Genomic DNA, 18,212 nt, shown 5'->3' with positions numbered 1-18,212 from the left:
GGAACGAACCGATATCTACCGGACTGAATCATCGAGCCGCTCTTTGAACATCCGCTTCAGGTCCTTGTTGAAGCGCGCCCGCCCATCCACTTCGGAAGGCAGGATGGCCCGGTTCAGCGCGTCGGTCAGCAGTGCATTGTCCAGGCTGACCGACTTGATGTGCGGCGCCTTGAAGATCTTCTCGAGCTCGCTGCGCGAGAAGTGGTTGCCGAACCATTTGCGCTTGTGCTTGTTGGCGACCAGCGTGATGCTCACCGAATTGCCGCGCAGCTCGCGGATCTTCTTGTAGAGCCGCTTGCCCTGCCGCAGCGAGGCGACGTTGAGCTCGAAGACGATGAAGATCTCGTCGCTCGTCGAAAGCACGGAATCCTGCCAGGGGGTTTCGATATTCGGCAGGTCGATGACGATGTCGTCGAACCGGTAGGCGACGAGGTCCAGCAGCCGGAACACGAAATCGGCGCCCTGCGGCTCGAACGGCAGTTGCGGCCTCTCGAATGAATAGAGCGTCAGGCCGGACGGACGCGAAAGCTTGATGACGTCCATCAGTTCGACGTCGAGCCTTTCCGGCTGGCCGATAATGCCGGCCAGGTCGAACTGGTTGAACAGGTTGAGATAGGCACCGCAATTGGCGCTCTGGAAATCGAGGTCGACGAGGCAGGTCGAAGCCGCACGTTCGGTGGATTTCGACGCCAGGAACTCCGCCGCCGACAGAGCGAGCGTCGTGGCGCCGGCGCCGCCGCTGGCGCTGATGAAAGTGAGGATGCGGCTCTTGGTGCCGTGGTTGCCGGTGTCGTGGAAGGTGACCGCGTTCAGCAGTTCCTTGGCGTCGAGCGGCTTGTGCAGCCAGTCCGAAGCGTTCATGCGAACCAGGATGCGCGTCTGTTCCGAGGTCAATTCGCCGGAGACAGCGATCAGCGGCACGGTCGCCCACAAGGCGCGCGCCTCGACAATGCCGGGCTTACCGAGCAGCTCGCCATTGGCCAGGTCGAGGATGACGATGCCCGGACGCGTGTCGGCGGGCGGGCCTTTGAGAAAGTCGTCTGTCTCCGAAATCCTGACATCGTAGATGGCCAGCGCGTCGAGCCGCGTCGCCACCTCGCGCTTGAACTGCGGATCCGAGGAGAAGAGGGCGACCTGCTTTCGTTTGGTCGGCAGAACCTTGGTGTTGATGGCGTTCATGGGGATGTACTCTTCAGGTCTTCGCCCGTAACCGTGCTCAGCATGGAGGGCATGGCGAGGTTTCCGAATCCGAGCAGGCCACCGAGGAAGAAGAACTGGAAGGTCCGGTTCTGAAGACTGACGGTGATTGTCGGCACCGGTCCGCCCAGCCGGGTCTGGTAGCCCAGGCCGGTGGCGGAATAGGTGATGACGACGTTGTCGCGCCTGAGGCCAGGAAAGAAATGACACATTCCAGGCCGCGTGGTGAGTCGCTGGGCTGGGGTGATTATCGGACAGGCGTCGTCATTGGTGTTTGTCGTATCGCCGCGGAAGACGCGGCTGAAATTGACTGCATTGAATGAGCCGCCATTGGTGCAGGCCCCTGTGCCAGCAGTATAAGTGCAGGCGAATGGTCCGTAGGCCGCAGCAATGACCGGAGCGCCCGGTGTCGTCGTCGGCGCGGCTGTAGCTAGCGCGGTGGCAACCGGATCGGAAATCGAGGCCAGACGTGCACCTAACTGGACGGCCTTGGTGGCGGCGTTCCACTGATAGAGGGCATAGCCGAAATCGACGAAACCGAGGACAAGGGTAAACAGCAGTGTAGATACGATGGCCATCTCCACAATCGTTGCGCCGTCTTCCGATTTTGCGAAACGCCTGATCATGATCAGAACCGGATCAACCGCTCCTCGTGAAAGCCATTTAGTGTCATGGGCCCGATGCCGACCAGCGACAGCATTCCGATGCCACTATAGGCCAACGTCCCTGCTGCCCTGACGATGCAGACCTGTGCGGTGGTAGAGCGATATTGGGTGACACCTGCGACCACGGCGTCATGGCACGAACCTGAGGCGGCAATGGTCACCGTCACATTCGCCTTCTGCCAGCCGGCGATGCGCGCACTCCCTGTCCCCGCGGCGTTGCCGAACACCGCGATGTTGCTGGCGATATCGGCGCAGTCGATCGTCAGCCCGGCCTTGGTGTACATTTGGCTGTTGCAGCGCGCGGCAAAGCGCGCCGCGTCCGACAGGCCGGCCTCCATCAGCAGCTTTTTGTGGATCAGATTGCCGAACTCGAACACGCCCGCCGACAAGACCAGCATCAGTGGCGCGATCAGCGCCATTTCGACGAGAGCCGTGCCGCGCTGTTCGCGTCGAAATCTGTGGAGGTGATGGTACAGCGCTCCGATCATCACCATCACCGGTAAAGCTGAGCTTCGTCGCGGAGGAAATTGTCGAGCGTGCCCTGGCCGGCTCCGCCGGTTACGTCGACCAGTTCGACCATCACCGACGCATCTTCCGACGCCGAGGGAACAGGCTCAGTGAGGAAGAAGCTGCCGAAGGCTTCGACCGGCAGATTGGTGCTATGGCCGGACAGGCCGTTGCCCGCAGCTTCGAGTGCATTGCAGTTCAGGATAGCGCCATAAAGCAACCGGCGATCGACTGTCGTGACAGGCGGCTGGCAAGCTGCGGGCGGCGTTCCGATCTCTCCACCGGTCGACGCGGTGCCCACCAACCCGGCCGATATCTCGTAACGGTAGACCTCATAGCGCGTCGGTTTGGTCGTGTCCCATGACGCTGGATAGGCAGCCGAACCGAAGTTGGTGCTCCAATAGCCGGAGAAGTTCCAATCTCCGTCGCCCATCCTGCCGCCCAGATACGGGGTTGTCGCATCGCGCGGAAGGCCCATCGTTCCGGCTTCGGTGAATGAAAGTTTGTTCATGGAAGGGCATTGATTGGCGCTGCCTGTGGTCTGTATCGCCCCTTTTCGGACATTGGCGGCGGGACCGTACTCTGGGCTGTTGAAGTGGTTGCCGCTGGCTCCAATCCCGAAACGAACGTTGAAGGCGTCTTGCACCGGGCCGGCATTCTGCCCGGTCTTCGTCGTTACGTTCGCGGAATTGTAGCAGCCTATTGGTGTCGACGTTGCGATCGTCTGGGCCAGTGCTTGAGCACCATTTCCCACATTTGGCGGAGGCTCGAGGAAGCCGAAGTTGCCCGGACCGGCCGCGGCCCCGTTTCCGACCTTCCTCAGTTCGATCAGCCGGCGACGCACGGCCGGATCGGAAACGGCCTGCTCAAGCGTATAACCCCCGGCATTGTTTGTCCCGTTCACCATCTCATAGGGGTTGCACATGAAGACCGGTGTAAAATCGCACACACCGGAGGTGAACCCCGCGACGGCGACCGCCCCGACATTGAAGCTGTCGCTGGTGCCGGACGTCACAAATGAGGCAGGAAAGATCGCGGCAAACCCTTGGGGGACGACTGTCACCTGGATGAACCGCGTTTCCGCCTCTCCGACAGCTTGGTTGGCATCTGCAAGATAATTGGCCTGATTGGCGGTTGTAATCTTGGTTCCGTCGTTGGTAGGGATCGCTTTGAGGAAGCACCAGGAAATGTTGCCAGCACTGTTGCAGGGCTGCGTGCCTCCCGGCTGACCGGAGGCCAGAGTGAACCTGCCTGCCGTGGAGAAATTGCTTTCATTGTCTACGAGCGTCGCCATGGCGCGTTCGGCTCGCGCCCAGGAACCGCTCGTCCCGTCCAGTTCGGCGGCCGCCGCAAGCGCAAACGCATCCGCGCCTTTCTGCAAATCATTATGCAGATTGTTGACCCGGCTCATATCGATCGCCAGCAGGGAAAAGCCGATGATTGCCGGCAGCGTGACGCTGACCAGTATCAGCGCTATTCCCCTTTGATCGTGCCAGAACGCGCGAATGATCCGCAGCATGGCCTTACTGTTAGCTCCCCTGACGCCAGGATCCCTCATTTTCCCTGACGCTGACCCGCATTCCTCTGCTCAATCCCCGGTGTTGCCGACATTGACCGTGATGGACGGCGGTGGCGGCGGTGGCGGTGGAAATTTGTAACTCTGGGCAACAGCGGCAGCGCGCGCGCCGTCGCCTTCGATCGCAGTGTTCCTCGACGCGGGATTGAGCGGATCGACCGTCTGCAGAAGCGAGTTGTATTTCTGCGTATCGCCCGCGGCCAGTGTCATCGTGTCGTAGCGGTTGAGATAGTCGGCGCAGCCAGTCAGCGGGCCGGCGCACAAGAGCAGGAGCAAGGTTCTATTTCTTGACATAGAGCATCTTGTCCTTTGATTTCAGGTCCAGCATGTGGCCATAGGGGCCGACGACGCCTTCGCCCAGTTCATATTTGCGAACCATGTCCTTGGTCACTTCCAACTGACCCAGTACGAAGAATTCCGGGTCGTTGGCTGGCCGTGTCTTGTCGAACGGCGTCGCCAGCTGTTCGCCTGGTTTCACCGGCCGCACGATACGCGGCGTCACGATCACAACCAGTTCGGTTTCTTCCTTCTGGTTGCTCGAATTTCGGAACAGCGTCCCGACGATCGGCACCTGGCCGAGCCATGGCACCTGCCTCTGGATCTTGGTGTTCTTGCTGGACAGAAGCCCGCCGACCGCGAAGCTCTGGCCGTCGCGCAGTTCGACGACGGTCGCCAGCTTGCGGTTGGTGAAGATCGGGTCGCCGGCGCTGGTGAAACCGGTCAGGTCGCTCACTTCCGGCGCCAGCCTGATGTTGATCTTGTCGTCGTCGAGCACGACCGGCGTGAACAGCAGATTGACGCCGAACTGCTTGTATTCGATCACGACCTCGTCATCGACAAGGCGGCGGATAGGCACTTCGCCGCCGGCATTGAAGCTGGCAACCTCACCGGAAAGAGTGGTGAGGTTGGGTTCGGCAAGGGTGCGCACCACGCCCTTGGCCTCAAGAGCCTCGATGATCACGTCGACCTTGACGTTGCTGTCGATGACGCGGGCGATCAGCGCCGCGAACGGGTTGGTGTTCGACAGGATGCCGCTCACCAGGTTGCCCGGCCCCAGCACCAGATCGTCTTCGTCGACAGCGGCTATGCCCGTTCCGGTGCGGGTTGTGCCGCTGCCGTTGGTGCTCCTGATTGAGACGCCAAGATCACGGCCGGCATTGCGCTTGGCTTCGAGCACCCGCACTTCCAGGTTTACCTGCTGGCTGTCGTCGACGGTCACGGCGTTTATGATCGCGTCGGGCCCGTATTGCTGGGCAACCTGCATGATCGCCGCCAGTGTGGCGCCGTCCTTGACATGGCCGCCAAGCCTGACCTTGCCGTTGATCGAGCCGATATCGATGCGCGACCTGGGCGCCACCTGCCGGATCGCTTGCGCCATGTCGCTCACGTCGACGCCAACCTCGATCTGGATCACGCCAAGGGAGCGCTTGTCTTCTGAAAAGAGGTTGACGGTGGTGGTGCCGGCGGTCTTGCCGATGACATAGAGCGTCCGGTCCGTCATTGGCTGGGCGTCGGCGATCTTCTCGTCGCCGACGACGATGTCACCCAGAGTGGCGTTCACCTGGACCGTCACCGACTGCGACATGGGCAGGAAAATACGGTGAACGCTGGGGTTCGATACGTCGATCCGGCGGTCGGCTGCATGAGCCGCGGAGCTTAGAGGCAGTAATGCAAAACAGGCCAGTGCGGCTGCCGCCATCAGTCCCCAGAACATACGCATCTACGCTACCCCCCTTATGCCGGCTGATTCGGACGCCCTTATTCTTAAGCTTATCTTAATCGCCGGTATTATTTTTGTCGCGGCACGTCGTATGTTTCGAACTTCACACCCCGATAGACGCTGACTGTCGCTCGAGCCGGCGGCTCCGGCTGCACATATTTGACCACTTCCTTGACGACTTCCCGCATTTCAGGCGCCGGCGCCACGGCCGGCTTTACCTTGCCCAGTTCGTCAAGGCGGCTTCCCACCTTCTCCACTGCCTGGGTCAGCCCGGCGATCTTGTCCTCGGCGCGCTTGCGCTCGGCCGCGGCCTCAGCCTCGGCGGCAGCCTGCCTGGCGAGTTCGGCCTGCTTGGCGGCGACGTCGGCCGGCGTGTCGCCGGTCAGGTCCGAAAGCGTCACACGTTCGGTCGTCTCGCCCTCGCTGGCGGCTGCCTGGCGAAGCGCCAGCGACAACTGGCCGGCGCCGGCGGCCAGTGTAAGCTTCTGCGCGTCCCTGGTGCTGGCCTCGAGCGTCACCGACTTCACCACCGTCGGGCTCTCCTTGCTCTCGTCGGCGACCTGGTCGACGGCGAGCACCTTCATGCTCTGCAGCAGCACGTCGACAAAACTCTTGTCCAGGCCGCCATCGCCGCGCACTGTGCGCGTCAGCAGCACGTCGACACGATCGCCCGGAAAGACAAATCCGGCGACGCCAAGCACGTCATTGACGCGGATGGATACTGCCTTCATGCCTTCGCCGAGCACCGCCGAAAGCGTGGCGCGCTGGCCGGGGCCTGTGATCCTGGTTGCGAGAACCGGCTCGTTGATCCCGATCGTCTGCAGTGCCTGCTTCGTGCCGTCGCCGGCCAAAGCCTCTTTTGTTGTCCTGAAGGCACCGGCCGGAACCGCGCCCGCCGGCCACGCAATTTCGCGCAGCTTGTCTGATGTCAGCGTGTCGCCGAACTTCAGTGCGACGGCAGCCACAACGACCGTATCGCGCTGGACATTATCCCCCTTCGCCATGGCGCTGCGCTGGCTGGCCAGCCAGATATTGGCGAGCACCACCGCCACAACGCCGAACACGCCGGCGAGCACGATCATGATGACAGTATTTACGCGCATTGCCCCAAGCCCCAAGCCTACATTGCGGAAATTCGTCCACTGCGATCGGATTCAGGCCCGGATCTAATGGTCCGGGCCTGAGCATTATCAGTCGATTAGGAACCGACGCCAGTCGCGGCATTGCAGGTGCCAACACTCGTGCCGTCGAGCGCGGTGCACAGACCGGTGAATCGACCCGTGACCCAGCCGCCGATCGCAATGACCGTCAGGACAACGGCGACCGCGATGATGCCGAGAAGGATGGAATATTCGACCATGGCAGCGCCGTTTTCGTCGTCGCGGAACTGCCGGGTCATCGTCATGAGCTTCTTCATGCCAATTTCTCCCTTTGGAGGTTTGAACCCGACGAGACGAGCCAAGGATGAAATCCATACCCAAGCATCCCCCGTCATCTCGATCTAAATCCCGAAGAAAACCAGAGTCAAATGGGTTTAACGGTTCTTTAACTTTCCTATACCTGATTCAGCAAGAATATTCCCGCTCCTTCGCCAATCCAAGACATTGATTCGGCTGATTTTTGTGCCCCTCTTAACCATTCGTTCACAATTTGGCCGTGATATGGCGAAAGTGGGGCCGCATTAGCAATAAGGCATATTGCTTTATATCTAAGGGATTAGATGCGTTCCATGACGCCTTTGTGGCAAAAAAGGCGCTTTCATCGAAAAGCGAGTCACCGTTTTCCGTTAGGACAGTGCCGCTGACCAAATAAACGTCACGTTTTCCGACACTTGATCTTAACTATGTCTGAAGTATTAATCGCATGGGTGCGCGGTCGGCGCTTGTGCCTTCCGTGGTTAACGATTAGTTTCAGCGTGGGGATTAAACGGGGGGCGAAGCGTCATGTTGGGCCGATTCACCAAGGGGCCAGGCGAACCGCGGATCGAGCCAAAGCTTGAGCCGATTGCGGCATTGCCTGTAGCGCCGGCGCTTTCCCCCGCTGCCGACATCGAAGCGCATGGCGACGATTTCCTGACGCTCAAGGTAGAGCTCCACCGCCACCTGATCGACCGGTTCAATCTTGCCGCGCTTGAAACCGCGTCCAAGGATGAAATCCTGAACGAAATCCGGCCGATCGTGCGCGAGTTCGTGCGCGGCCGCAACGTGCCGCTGAACGCCCGCGAGCTTGACCGGCTGACCAGCGAGACAGCCGACGAGATGCTGGGGCTAGGGCCGATCGAGCCGCTGCTCAAGGATGACTCCATCACCGACATATTGATCAATACTCACAAGCGCGTCTTCATCGAGCGGCGCGGCGTGATCGAGGAGACGGCGATCCGCTTCCGCGACGAGCCGCATCTGCTCCGTGTCATCAACAAGATCGTTTCGGCCATCGGCAGGCGCGTCGACGAATCGGCGCCGATGGTGGATGCGCGCCTGGAGGACGGTTCGCGCGTCAACATCGCGGTGCGGCCGATCTCGGTGGACGGCCCGCTGGTGTCGATCCGCAAATTCTCCAAGAATCCCTATTCGCTCGAGCGCTTGATGGCGTTCAATTCCATCCGCCAGCCGATGATCGATCTGCTGCGGATCGCGGTGCAGGCGCGCAAGTCGATCCTAGTTTCAGGCGGCACCGGCAGCGGCAAGACGACCTTGCTCAACGCGCTGTCGAGCTACATCCCGGCCAGGGAGCGCCTGATCACCATAGAAGACGCGGCGGAACTGCAATTGCAGCAGCCGCATGTCGGCCGGCTGGAGACGCGGCCGCCCAATGTCGAGGGCAAAGGCGAGGTCCGTCAGCGCGAACTGCTGAAGAATGCGCTGCGCATGCGGCCCGATCGCATCATCGTTGGCGAGGTGCGCGGCGAGGAGGCCTTCGACATGCTGCAGGCGATGAATACCGGCCATGAAGGCTCGATGACCACCATCCATGCCAACACGCCCCGCGATGCAATATCGCGGCTTGAGCAGATGGTTGGAATGGCCGGCATGCCGATGACCCACGAGTCCATTCGGGCGCAGATTGCATCGGCCATTGATATCATCGTGCAGACTCAACGTCTTTCGGACGGCGGAAGGCGGGTCGTCTCCATATCGGAACTGACTGGGATGGAAGGCAACGTCGTCCAGCTCCAGGAAATCTATAATTTCGTTCGTCGCGAGGTGACACCGGAAGGCAAGATCATCGGCGAGTTTCGGGCCACCGGCGTCCGCCCGCGCTTTGCCCCGGAGGCGGCGACGCTTGGCCATCAATTTGCCAAGGATGCATTCAATCCGCAGGTCGCGCTCTGATGCTAACCGGTCAAACCCTGCTTTATTTCGTCTATGTGCTTGGAGCCGCTTCGGTAATCCTAGCTGGCGAAGCTTTCTATCTCTCCTTCGCTAATCGTCGGTCGCGGCTTGGCGCGATCAACCGTCGGCTGAGGCGGCTGACTGATGACGCTCCGGCCGAACAGACCTTGCAAGGGTTGCTGCGCGAACGCGGGCTGACGGACTCGGGCGACTTTCTCTTTGGCCTGATCGGGCTGAACAGGCTCTATACCCAGTCCGGCATTACGGGAAACCCGCTGACTTTCGCCGCGAAGTTCCTCCTGGCGGGTTTGGCGCTGGCGTCGCTGCTGTGGTTCTTTTTGGGCTTTTCGACCCTGGTGTCGCTCGTTGTTCTTCTGGTGATTGGATTTGTGCTGCCGCTTCTCATTCTCCGGCGTGCACGGAGCAGGCGAATCCAGAAATTCGCAAAGCAACTCCCGGATGCGCTGGATATGATCGTCCGTTCCTTGCGCGCCGGACATCCAGCGTCGGTGGCCGTGGGACTCGTCGCGCGCGAAATGCCCGATCCGCTCGGCACCGAATTCGGCATTGTTTCCGACGAAATTACCTTTGGTCTCAGCATGGAACAAGCCGTGCGAAAGCTGTCGCAACGTGTAGGCTTCGAGGGCCTTCATCTGTTGTCGGTGTCGCTGTCGATCCAGGCCAAGACCGGCGGCAATCTGACCGGAATCCTGTCAAATCTTTCATCGGTGCTGCGCGAAAGGCAAAAACTCAGGATGAAGATCAGGGCGCTTTCGGCCGAGGGCCGTGTATCGGCATGGATCATCTCGCTGTTCCCGATCGTGATGTTCCTGATACTCCAGCTTGTTGCCCCGGCTTACTACGGCACCGTCTGGGGCGATCCGATCATCCTTCCTGTGTTCCTGATTTTCGGAACATGGGCGCTGTTAGGTGATTTCATCATGTATCGAATGGTCAATTTCGACTTCTGACAGGGCGAGACATAATCTTGTTTTCGACTATTCAGGATCTTAGCGTTCTGGTCTCCATTGCGGTCTTTGTGGCGGCGGTGGCCCTGTTCCTGTTCGGCTCCCTCGTCTTTTTGCCAGCGCTGCAGACGCGAAAGCTGGTCGCTCAAAGCCTGATGGCCGAAGGTATCGCCAATCGCCGTTCGCTCGTTGGACAGGAACAGCTTGCCAGGATCTCAGCGCAGCGGCCAGTGGACGCATATTTTCGATCGATCGAAAAGGAGCGGGACCAGCCCAGCGCCTTGGACGCGAAGCTCTTCCGCGCAGGCTTTTATCAATCGAGCGCTCCGCTCATTTACACCTTGTCGCGGCTAGCTGCGGTCTGTGTCGGCTTTCTGGCCGCCTATGCGCTCCTGATCCGTGTGCTCCCGCCTTCCTTGCCCGGCTTCATAGGCTTTGCCGGAGCTGGCTTGTTCGGGCTCGCCTGCCTCGTGGTTCCAAGCGTCATGCTCGATCGCTTCGAGAAAGGACAAAAGCAGGTCTACCGTCGCGGTTTTCCCGATTTCATGGACATGATGATAACCTGTGCCGACGCCGGTATGAGTCTGGAGGCTGCGGTCGAGCGCGTGAGCCAGGAACTGGCCGGCACCCACAAATGGCTAGGCATTCAACTGTCGATCATGACGCTGCAATTGCGGGCTGGCAAGCCGTTGCGCGAAGCACTGCGCGAACTCGCCGACCGCGTCGGCCTTGACGAGGCGCGGGCTTTGGCAGTGCTGTTTCGGCAATCGGAAGAACTCGGCACTAGTCTGACCGATGCTTTGCGCGTCTATAGTGACGAGATGCGCAGCCAGAGAATTCTGAGTGCCGAGGAGCGTGCCAATTCGCTGCCGGTCAAAATGATGATTCCGTTGGGGCTGTGCATCTTCCCAGTGGTGATGATGATCCTCATGTTGCCGGTGATTATTCGAATGAGGGGCGTTTTCTTCTAGGCAGGTATATGCTTTGGTCGAAATACAGAGTCGGAGGGCTCTTGGGGGACAAAATGATGCGGCCAATGCGCCTTGCAGCCATAGCCAGTCTGCTGGTTGTCATGCTTTCCGGCTGCCAGACGGCTGATAGCAACGGCGTCGTCCGTACCAACGAGCCATCGAAAGGCGACGTTACAGCCTTTGGCGATGCCTTCGACGGGCTGAAGACGGTCAGCGACGTCGAATACTATGCCTCGGACCAGGCTGTTGCCGAAGCCAAGAACCAGTTCCGAGCGGAAAACTACGGCAATGCCGGCGCTCTGTTCTACAAGGCGACGCAACTGGCGCCCAATGATGGTGTGGCCTGGTTGGGTCTGGCCGCCTGCAGCGATCGCATCCGCCGCTTCGACCTCGCGGACCGAGCCTACGCCCGAGCCTTCCGGCTGATCGGCGGGACGCCCGAATATTACAACAATGTCGGCTATTCCTATCTGCTGCGCGGCAAGCTGCAGGACGCACGGAGCAACTTCCTCAAGGCCTATGAGCTGGCGCCCAACGATCCGACCGTGGCCAACAATCTGAAGCTCCTGTCGTCCAGCGTGAAGAATCTCGAGCGGTAGAGCGCCAGCATGTTGTATGCGTCGCTGTTGCTGAAGGCGCTTGCAATCCCTCTGCTTGCGAGGATCGCTTGGCTCGACTTCACCACCCAGAAAATATCCAATCAGAACGTGCTGCTGCTGCTTTGCCTGGGTTTGGGCTCGCTGCAACTCCTGTCGGTTCAATCCGGGTCGTGGTGGGACATGGGCCTGAGCGCGCTTGCCGGCCTTTTGTTGTTTGTTGCGCTCTTCCCGTTCTGGGCCCTGCGCAAGGTCGGGGCCGGCGATGTCAAGTTGATGGCGGCGGTGCCGTTTCTGATCGGCGGCAGCGGCCTTCTGGTGTTTTCCATGCTGCTGCTGGTCTTCGCGCTGGCCACGGCGTTGATCGTGAAAAATCCGTTCATGCTGCCAGCGGGCGCCTTCCGCCTCTATGTCCAGCACCTGGACCGCAAAGGCGTTGTGCCGTTTGGCGTGCCGATCTCGCTCGCGGCGATCTGCACGATTGCGTTTCAGATTTACGTCGCCTTGATGTCCCAGCCCGGCCCTGCAATCTGACCAGACCGAAATTGCCGCAACGGCTTTGGCTGTGGGTCTCGCAGGTCGCAGATACCGTTTTACGTTAGCAGTTCGAAAACGATGATCGTGTAGAGAGACGGGGTCGGTGGTTAAACGAACCTTCCCAGGAGGGCATAGATTTGGCACTTCATCTTTCAGCGGATGCTCCGGCCGCCGTAGCGGCGGCGCCACAAAAGTATCTTTTTGGCCCGATCACCGACTTTTTCCTGCTTGGCGGGAGCGCGTTTCTGATCTTGCCGATCCTGTTTCTTGTGCCTCTCAAGTACGAAGGTGTTGTGGCGGCAGCAACGCTCTTGCTGGCCCATCTGATAAACCATCCGCACTTTGCCCACTCGTATCAAATTTTCTATCGTAATTTTGGGCGGAAGGTGCGCGGCGACGGATATGACAAGAACCTCCAGGTCCGTTACATCTTTGCGGGCATTGTCGTCCCGCTGATCATGGGCGGTTTTTTTGCTTACGGTTCAATAGCGGGGGATGCCCGCCTGCTGGGATACGCAGGCAATGCGATGGCGTTTTTTGTGGGCTGGCACTATGTCAAGCAAGGCTACGGCATGCTGATGGTGGATGCCGTGTTGAAGCGCAAGTTCTTCAATGAGCAAGACAAGAAAGTGCTGCTGTTCAACGGCTATGCCGTATGGCTGTTCGCATGGCTTCAGACAAACGCGGTGATCACCGAAAGGCGTTTCTGGGGCTTGGATTACTACACATTTGCCGCCCCTTCATGGGTCACCAACATTGCTGCATTGGCCGCCGCTGCTTCCACGGCGGCCACGGCTGTGATGTTGATCAATCGCTGGCGCAAGCATGGTGGTACGCTACCGTACAACGGAGTCGTCGCGTATGCCGTGAGCCTGTACGCCTGGATTCTATTTGTGAAAATAAACCCGCTCTGGCTGCTTGTGGTGCCGGCGCTCCATTCGTTGCAGTACCTGGCGGTGGTCTGGCGTTATCAGACCAATGTCGAGCGCGACCGTTCAGATGCTGTTGCGGCCCCCGAATTCAAGATCCTCTCCATTGTTGGCCCGATGTATAGGCTGCGGGTGCTGGGATTTATCATCATTGGCGGACTTCTTGGAATTCTCGGTTTCTGGCTCGTCCCGATCGCGTTGTCTGCTTTGGTTCCCTACAACAAAGAAGTGCTCGGCTCGTCGCTGTTCCTCTTCATAGCGTGGATATTCATCAACGTGCACCACTACTTTCTGGATAACGTCATGTGGCGGCGAGGTAATCCAGAGGTGTCAAAATATCTGTTCCGCTAATGCATGTCGCGGCAATCTAGTGGTGGCCACCCCGCAAGGCTCGGGCAAGTCTCGGCCCAAAACGTCTTGGCCCCGCTATGGGTGACCTGTGTGCATCCCGGATAGACCTGCGCTTCTAAAAATCGACGCGGGGCGTGTCTGGTATCTGGTGCTCGAACAAGAGCCAGAACGGCGATCCCCGGGTTTCGGCATACCAGCGTTCGAAACCCGCCAGGGCCTCGGGGATGGCGTTGGCGGATTCCTCCTCGTCCGGAGCCCGGAATATGGCCAGCACAACCTGACCGAAACGCGCGATCACCTCCGAACGCGCCTCGCTGTCGGAATTCCAGCCGAGTCGCGTGCGCAGCGTGGCGAAGGCGCTGGCGACGGCTATCTCCTCGCTTTCGGCCGATGCCATGGCCTCGGCGATCGCCTGCATGAGATTGAGCCGCCTGAAGGCGAAGGCGCGCTCTTGCTCGAGCGCCGCGGTCCGGACCGCAGCGTCCCGCCGGAAGTGGCTTTCGGCGACCTTGGCGGCCTCGGCCGCTGTCCTGAGCTCAACGAGAAAGCGGGTTGTCACCGTCATCGCGCCTTTGCGAGAGTGGCGGAAGAGAGTGGGAGTCGAACCCACCAAGGACCGGCTCGCGGCCCCTCCCGGATTTGAAGTCCGGACGCCCCACCGGGGACGATGCTCCTCCAGAAGCTTCCGCTATTGCCGGCTCATTATCGGCCGGTGAGCGAAACAGATCCCGTCGATGCCTGTTGACGAGCCGCAGGTCGCCGCGTCGCAGCGTGACGCCATGCCTATCGAGAAATTCAAGGATCTGGATGGCAACCTTGCGTCCGCTGCCTGCACGATCGCGAAACTGGGCGGCATTAAACCGCCCGCTCGGCTCGGCCGCTGTCAGATCGTCGACGATTTCGACAATCTCGGCCAGTGCCGCGTGCAGAAAGAAACGATCATGGGCGACTTCGTACACTTTCCCGATGCGGCCGGTCAGTTTCAGGATCCGGCGGATTTCCGTTTCCGGCTTCGCCAACGTGCCGGCGATATCGCGGACTCGCGGCGGATGATATCGCGTCGAGCCGCCGATGAGCCGCTCGATTTGCAGCCACATCGCCTCGTCCTGCGATGTCAGACGGACTTCATGGCCAGGCAGCCGCACCCAGGCGCCGTCAAGGGCAAGCTTGCCGTCGCGCGCCAGGATTCGCAGAGCCGCCGCAAACATCGGCGCCGGAAATCTGGGATCGAGCTGAAGGCGCAATCTCTCCATGCCGATGCCCGGCAAATCCGGATTGTCTGCATGAAAAGTCTTCAAATTCGCGGCCAGGCCGAGTCTGAATTGCATCCAGCGCGCCGGCGAAAGCACGAACAGCGTTTTCCTGACGGGAATGCAGATCAGTCCAAGGTCGTCGACCAGCCTCTGCGTCTCGTTGCTGCCGAACGCCCGGTCGCGGGCGAAAGAGCCAAGGTCAAGGTAATGGGGCGGCGCGTCGAGCAGTGCGGTGACAGCCGCCTCGGGGTCCGGGACAGCATATGCTTCGAGTTGGACAAGCCGTTGCGGCGTGCGGCGCTTCCGGCTCGGCGCCCTCAGATCGATCAGGCGTCCGCCGCCGATGGTCCGCTGCGCCGACGTGTCGCGCACCACATAGGCGTCGCCTGCGGCAGCGGCGATGGGATTGTCCAGCACCAATTGAACCTTGGCGACGCCGCCGGGCCTGACCGGCTCGTCACCGAGAAGCACGATCCTTGCGCCAACCTCGGCCGCAGCGTGGTGGAGGCGTACGGGAAACCACTGGCCGATCGGCTTGGGCTCTCCTGGCAAGACGCGCAGCCCTGCGTCGATCCGGTCCGCCGGCGCGTGAAGTTCCGGGTCGAGTATGACGTCGCCGCGCCGGATCGCCTCCTTGCCGATGCCTTCACCGGCCAGGTTGAGCGCGCAGCGGTCTCCCGCCCATCCACGCTCAGCCGGCCGGTTCTGGGCGTGGATCGAGCGGACACGCGCCGCCAGGCCCGACGGGCTGACGACAACGTGGTCGCCGATACCGACCGAACCTGAAAGGACCGTGCCGGTCACGACAGTGCCGGTGCCGTGCAGCGTGAAGCATCGGTCGACCGCCAATCTGAAGCGGCCAGAGGATACGCGGCCGACAAAGCGCGACGCCTCCTCGAACAAGTGGTTGCGAAGATCATCGATGCCTCGGCCAGTGATAGCCGAGGCCGGGATTATTTCGGCCTCGGCAAGGGCGGTATGCGCCAGCGCGGCGCGGATATCCGCCTGAACGGCGGCGGATCGTGCGGGCGCGATCAGATCAGATTTTGCCAGGACGACCGCGCCACGCCTGACACCGAGCAGATCGATGATTGCCAGATGTTCGCGCGTCTGCGGCATGACGCCGTCGTCTGCGGCAATGACCAACAGCACGAAATCGATGCCGCTGGCGCCGGCAAGCATCGTGTGCACGAACCGTTCGTGCCCCGGGACATCGATGAAGCCGATGACGTCGTCGCTCGGCGCCGGCAGGTAGGCAAAGCCGAGGTCGATGGTCATGCCGCGCGTCTTTTCCTCCTGCAGGCGGTCGGTGTCGACGCCGGTCAGCGCGCGCACCAGCGCGGTCTTGCCGTGGTCGACATGACCCGCCGTGCCGACGATCATGATCCGCCTCCCGTCAATGATGCCGCGGCACGACGCTCGGCCTCGGCGGTCTCGTCAGGGCTGAGGGCGGCACGCGCGGCCGGCAGATACCGTTCGGCGAGCGCGCTGCCTGCTGCGCTCGCACGCAGGAGCCAGGCATACCCCTCGACCCCGTCGGCCGCCGCACCCGCTCCAAGATGGCAGGCGGCGCCGAGCATGGCCTGTCCGTCAGCGTCCCCGCGCAAGGCGGCACTGCGCCACCAGCGGACGGCCTCGGCGGGATCGCGCGGTACGCCGAGCGCATTGTGATGGATCATGCCGAGCCGCGTCATGGCCGACGCTATTCCCTGCTCGGCGGCGGCAGCCGCCCAGCGCCGCGCCGCTGCGGGATCAGGCTCTACCACCTCGCCTTCGAGCAGCATCCAGCTCAGCATGTCCTGCGCCGGTCCGTCGCCCTGTTCCGCGGCTGCTCGGTAGAGCTCGGCTGCGCGGCCGTAGTCCGGCGCAACGCCCTCGCCACGGAAATAGAGCGACGCCAGGTTCCGCTGCCCAACGGCGTCGCCGGCCTCGGCGGAGAGCGCCAGCCAGCGGAAGGCGAGATCGCGGTTGGGCTCGACGCCAAATCCTTCCGCGAAGCAGGCGCCGATATTGTTCTGCGCACGCGCGACCCCGGCATGAGCCAGCGGCTCCCATATGCCCAAGGCCGCCGCATAGTCACCGCGACTGGCCGCCTCCAAGGCCTCTGCCAGGCGTTCGGCTACCGGCACGTCGGCCGGCCGGGGCACGTCGGCCGGCCGGTGCATTTCGGCCGACCGGCGCGCGAGGCTCTCAAACCAGCGCATCGGCCCCTCCCGGATCGAAGCCGGCGAGGTTTGCACGGAAGCCCGCTTCGTCGTCGAGGCAGCGCAGATCGAGCACAAGCGCCCGGTTCTCGATGCGCCCGATCACAGGAACGCGCAGCCGGCGCAATGCCGCCGCGAGCGCTTCCAGCGCCTTCCCGCCGCCGGACTTCACCCGCAGAGCAAGACCGGCGCTGGATATCGTCTCAAGCGGCAGGGCTCCCGACCCGACCTGGCTGCGGCATTCCACTGTCTCCACGACGAAAGCCTCACCCAGAGCATCGGCAACCATGGGCGCAAGGCGCTCTGCCTGGGCCGCAATCTCGGCCGAGGGGCGCGCCAGCAGCCTCAGCGTCGGCAGCCGCTCAGCCAGGCGATCGGGGTCACGGTAGAGCTTCAACGTCGCCTCGAGCGCGGCGAGCCGAAGCTTGTCGACCCGGAGCGCCCGCTTCATCGGATTAAGGCTGATCGCGGCGAGCAGAGCTTTGCTGCCGACGATGAAGCCCGCCTGGGGGCCGCCGAGCAGCTTGTCGCCGGAAAAGGTGACCAGATCCGCGCCGTCGGCAATCGCCTCGCGAACGGTTGGCTCATGCTTGAGGCCATAGGCGGCAAGATCGAAAAGTGTGCCGGAGCCGAGGTCGTGGACAAGGGGCACGCCCCGCGCCTTGGCGATGGAAGCCAGTTCGCGCGCGCCCACCTCGGCCGTGAACCCCTCGACGCGGTAGTTCGAGGTGTGCACCTTGAGGACCAGCCCGGTCTCCTGGCCGATCGCCGCGACATAGTCCTTCGGATGCGTGCGGTTGGTGGTTCCGACCTCGACCACCTTGGCGCCGGCGCGGGCCATGATCTCGGGCATCCTGAACGAGCCGCCGATCTCGATCAACTCGCCGCGCGAGACGATCGCCTCGCGATCGAGCGCCAGCGTGTTGAGGACAAGAAGGACAGCCGCCGCATTGTTGTTGACCACGGTTGCGTCTTCCGCTCCCGTCAGTTCGCAAACGAGCGAACGCAGATGATCGTCCCGCTCGCCGCGCTTTCCGGTGTCGAGATCGAATTCGAGAGCGACCGCTTCGCGCATTGCAGCGCGCACCGCCTCGATCGCCTCCTCGGCGAGCGGCGCGCGGCCGAGATTGGTGTGCAGCACCGTGCCGGTCAGGTTGAAGACCGGACGCAGGGAAGGGCGCTCGGCCGCCTTGAGCTGCCCCACGGCGTCGGCGGCGACATCGCTGGGCTGCGGCACTGCGGCTCCGCCACGGCAGGCTTCCCGCGCCGCGGCAAGTGCCGCGCGGACAGCCGCCGTCGCGAGTTGCCGGCCAAAGCGCTGGATCGCCGTGGATCCAAGCGGCGTCTGCAGTACCTGATCGACCGATGGAAGATCACGCAAGCGACGTGCGGGCAAAGCGGTCATC

At 61.7% G+C, this 18,212-nt stretch carries 17 protein-coding genes, 1 tRNA gene and 1 pseudogene; 6 read left to right on the top strand and 13 right to left on the bottom strand.

Going from position 1 to position 18,212, the window contains the following annotated elements:
• Positions 1 to 15: 15 nt before the first annotated feature.
• From E5X88_RS25835 to E5X88_RS25800, 8 genes are all read right to left on the bottom strand, one after another.
• Positions 16 to 1,179, bottom strand: coding sequence for an AAA family ATPase (locus E5X88_RS25835; RefSeq protein WP_292166261.1), 1,164 nt, complete (start codon positions 1,177 to 1,179; stop codon positions 16 to 18).
• Positions 1,176 to 1,823: a TadE/TadG family type IV pilus assembly protein gene (locus tag E5X88_RS25830; RefSeq protein WP_292166259.1), complete on the bottom strand. Its 648-nt coding sequence runs from the start codon at positions 1,821 to 1,823 to the stop codon at positions 1,176 to 1,178. Before E5X88_RS25830 ends, E5X88_RS25835 begins: the two co-directional genes overlap by 4 nt.
• A 2-nt stretch (positions 1,824 to 1,825) precedes the next feature.
• Positions 1,826 to 2,350 carry a TadE/TadG family type IV pilus assembly protein gene (locus E5X88_RS25825; RefSeq protein WP_292166257.1) on the bottom strand — a complete coding sequence of 175 codons (525 nt, stop codon included), beginning with the start codon at positions 2,348 to 2,350 and terminating at the stop codon, positions 1,826 to 1,828.
• Positions 2,351 to 2,355: 5 nt separating this feature from the next.
• Positions 2,356 to 3,888 carry a pilus assembly protein TadG-related protein gene (locus E5X88_RS25820; protein ID WP_292166256.1) on the bottom strand — a complete coding sequence of 511 codons (1,533 nt, stop codon included), beginning with the start codon at positions 3,886 to 3,888 and terminating at the stop codon, positions 2,356 to 2,358.
• Between the two features lie 69 nt (positions 3,889 to 3,957).
• The gene (locus E5X88_RS25815) at positions 3,958 to 4,239 is read right to left on the bottom strand and encodes a hypothetical protein (RefSeq protein ID WP_292166254.1); all 282 of its coding nucleotides are present in this window, start codon (positions 4,237 to 4,239) and stop codon (positions 3,958 to 3,960) included.
• Positions 4,226 to 5,665: a type II and III secretion system protein family protein gene (locus tag E5X88_RS25810; RefSeq protein ID WP_292166252.1), complete on the bottom strand. Its 1,440-nt coding sequence runs from the start codon at positions 5,663 to 5,665 to the stop codon at positions 4,226 to 4,228. Before E5X88_RS25810 ends, E5X88_RS25815 begins: the two co-directional genes overlap by 14 nt.
• 68 nt (positions 5,666 to 5,733) lie before the next feature.
• Positions 5,734 to 6,768 (bottom strand): Flp pilus assembly protein CpaB, encoded by a 1,035-nt coding sequence (cpaB, locus tag E5X88_RS25805; RefSeq protein ID WP_292166250.1) that lies wholly within the window; start codon positions 6,766 to 6,768, stop codon positions 5,734 to 5,736.
• Positions 6,769 to 6,863: 95 nt separating this feature from the next.
• Positions 6,864 to 7,082 carry a Flp family type IVb pilin gene (locus E5X88_RS25800; RefSeq protein WP_126043513.1) on the bottom strand — a complete coding sequence of 73 codons (219 nt, stop codon included), beginning with the start codon at positions 7,080 to 7,082 and terminating at the stop codon, positions 6,864 to 6,866.
• Positions 7,083 to 7,608: 526 nt separating this feature from the next.
• Here E5X88_RS25800 and E5X88_RS25795 point away from each other — a divergent pair.
• The 6 genes from E5X88_RS25795 to E5X88_RS25770 all read left to right on the top strand — a co-directional run bounded on the left by E5X88_RS25795 (position 7,609) and on the right by E5X88_RS25770 (position 13,349).
• Complete coding sequence (locus tag E5X88_RS25795) at positions 7,609 to 8,997, top strand: CpaF family protein (RefSeq protein WP_292166248.1); 1,389 nt, start codon at positions 7,609 to 7,611, stop codon at positions 8,995 to 8,997.
• A 176-nt stretch (positions 8,998 to 9,173) separates the two neighbouring features.
• Complete coding sequence (locus E5X88_RS25790) at positions 9,174 to 9,968, top strand: type II secretion system F family protein (protein WP_292166247.1); 795 nt, start codon at positions 9,174 to 9,176, stop codon at positions 9,966 to 9,968.
• Between the two features lie 17 nt (positions 9,969 to 9,985).
• Entirely contained in the window at positions 9,986 to 10,936 is a 951-nt protein-coding gene (locus tag E5X88_RS25785) for a type II secretion system F family protein (protein ID WP_292166246.1), read from the top strand.
• Between the two features lie 56 nt (positions 10,937 to 10,992).
• On the top strand, positions 10,993 to 11,535 hold the full coding sequence (locus E5X88_RS25780; protein ID WP_292166314.1) for a tetratricopeptide repeat protein: 543 nt from the start codon (positions 10,993 to 10,995) through the stop codon (positions 11,533 to 11,535).
• 9 nt (positions 11,536 to 11,544) lie between these two features.
• Positions 11,545 to 12,066, top strand: coding sequence for a prepilin peptidase (locus E5X88_RS25775; RefSeq protein WP_292166244.1), 522 nt, complete (start codon positions 11,545 to 11,547; stop codon positions 12,064 to 12,066).
• A 140-nt stretch (positions 12,067 to 12,206) separates the two neighbouring features.
• Entirely contained in the window at positions 12,207 to 13,349 is a 1,143-nt protein-coding gene (locus E5X88_RS25770; RefSeq protein ID WP_292166243.1) for a hypothetical protein, read from the top strand.
• A 115-nt stretch (positions 13,350 to 13,464) separates the two neighbouring features.
• Here E5X88_RS25770 and E5X88_RS25765 read toward each other — a convergent pair whose 3' ends face one another.
• From E5X88_RS25765 to selA, 5 genes and pseudogenes are all read right to left on the bottom strand, one after another.
• The gene (locus E5X88_RS25765) at positions 13,465 to 13,914 is read right to left on the bottom strand and encodes a hypothetical protein (RefSeq protein ID WP_292166242.1); all 450 of its coding nucleotides are present in this window, start codon (positions 13,912 to 13,914) and stop codon (positions 13,465 to 13,467) included.
• A 16-nt stretch (positions 13,915 to 13,930) separates the two neighbouring features.
• Positions 13,931 to 14,026: transfer RNA gene (locus E5X88_RS25760), tRNA-Sec, on the bottom strand.
• A 129-nt stretch (positions 14,027 to 14,155) separates the two neighbouring features.
• Positions 14,156 to 15,985: pseudogene (gene selB, locus E5X88_RS25755) on the bottom strand (selenocysteine-specific translation elongation factor); the annotation flags it as partial.
• Positions 15,982 to 16,767: a tetratricopeptide repeat protein gene (locus tag E5X88_RS25750; protein ID WP_292166309.1), complete on the bottom strand. Its 786-nt coding sequence runs from the start codon at positions 16,765 to 16,767 to the stop codon at positions 15,982 to 15,984. The pseudogene selB and the gene E5X88_RS25750, both read right to left, overlap by 4 nt.
• Before the next feature lie 25 nt (positions 16,768 to 16,792).
• A complete protein-coding gene (gene selA, locus E5X88_RS25745) occupies positions 16,793 to 18,211 on the bottom strand; it encodes an L-seryl-tRNA(Sec) selenium transferase (RefSeq protein ID WP_292166241.1) in 1,419 nt (472 codons plus the stop codon).
• Position 18,212: the final 1 nt, after the last annotated feature.

Origin of the sequence: Mesorhizobium sp. (assembly GCF_004962245.1) — a bacterium.
GTDB lineage: Bacteria > Pseudomonadota > Alphaproteobacteria > Rhizobiales > Rhizobiaceae > Mesorhizobium.
Note: the sequence above shows the minus strand (reverse complement) of the source record. Positions and strands in the feature narration are given on the sequence as shown.

Excerpts from the sequence above, each read along its gene's own strand:
- E5X88_RS25780 (WP_292166314.1), top strand. The coding sequence starts at position 10,993 with ATGCGGCCAATGCGCCTTGCAGCCATAGCCAGTCTGCTGGTTGTCATG.
- E5X88_RS25765 (WP_292166242.1), bottom strand. The coding sequence starts at position 13,914 with ATGACGGTGACAACCCGCTTTCTCGTTGAGCTCAGGACAGCGGCCGAG.
- E5X88_RS25775 (WP_292166244.1), top strand. The coding sequence starts at position 11,545 with ATGTTGTATGCGTCGCTGTTGCTGAAGGCGCTTGCAATCCCTCTGCTT.
- selA (WP_292166241.1), bottom strand. The coding sequence starts at position 18,211 with ATGACCGCTTTGCCCGCACGTCGCTTGCGTGATCTTCCATCGGTCGAT.
- E5X88_RS25815 (WP_292166254.1), bottom strand. The coding sequence starts at position 4,239 with ATGTCAAGAAATAGAACCTTGCTCCTGCTCTTGTGCGCCGGCCCGCTG.
- E5X88_RS25820 (WP_292166256.1), bottom strand. The coding sequence starts at position 3,888 with ATGCTGCGGATCATTCGCGCGTTCTGGCACGATCAAAGGGGAATAGCG.
- E5X88_RS25795 (WP_292166248.1), top strand. The coding sequence starts at position 7,609 with ATGTTGGGCCGATTCACCAAGGGGCCAGGCGAACCGCGGATCGAGCCA.
- E5X88_RS25800 (WP_126043513.1), bottom strand. The coding sequence starts at position 7,082 with ATGAAGAAGCTCATGACGATGACCCGGCAGTTCCGCGACGACGAAAAC.
- E5X88_RS25750 (WP_292166309.1), bottom strand. The coding sequence starts at position 16,767 with ATGCACCGGCCGGCCGACGTGCCCCGGCCGGCCGACGTGCCGGTAGCC.
- E5X88_RS25825 (WP_292166257.1), bottom strand. The coding sequence starts at position 2,350 with ATGATCGGAGCGCTGTACCATCACCTCCACAGATTTCGACGCGAACAG.
- E5X88_RS25810 (WP_292166252.1), bottom strand. The coding sequence starts at position 5,665 with ATGCGTATGTTCTGGGGACTGATGGCGGCAGCCGCACTGGCCTGTTTT.
- E5X88_RS25835 (WP_292166261.1), bottom strand. The coding sequence starts at position 1,179 with ATGAACGCCATCAACACCAAGGTTCTGCCGACCAAACGAAAGCAGGTC.
- cpaB (WP_292166250.1), bottom strand. The coding sequence starts at position 6,768 with ATGCGCGTAAATACTGTCATCATGATCGTGCTCGCCGGCGTGTTCGGC.
- E5X88_RS25830 (WP_292166259.1), bottom strand. The coding sequence starts at position 1,823 with ATGATCAGGCGTTTCGCAAAATCGGAAGACGGCGCAACGATTGTGGAG.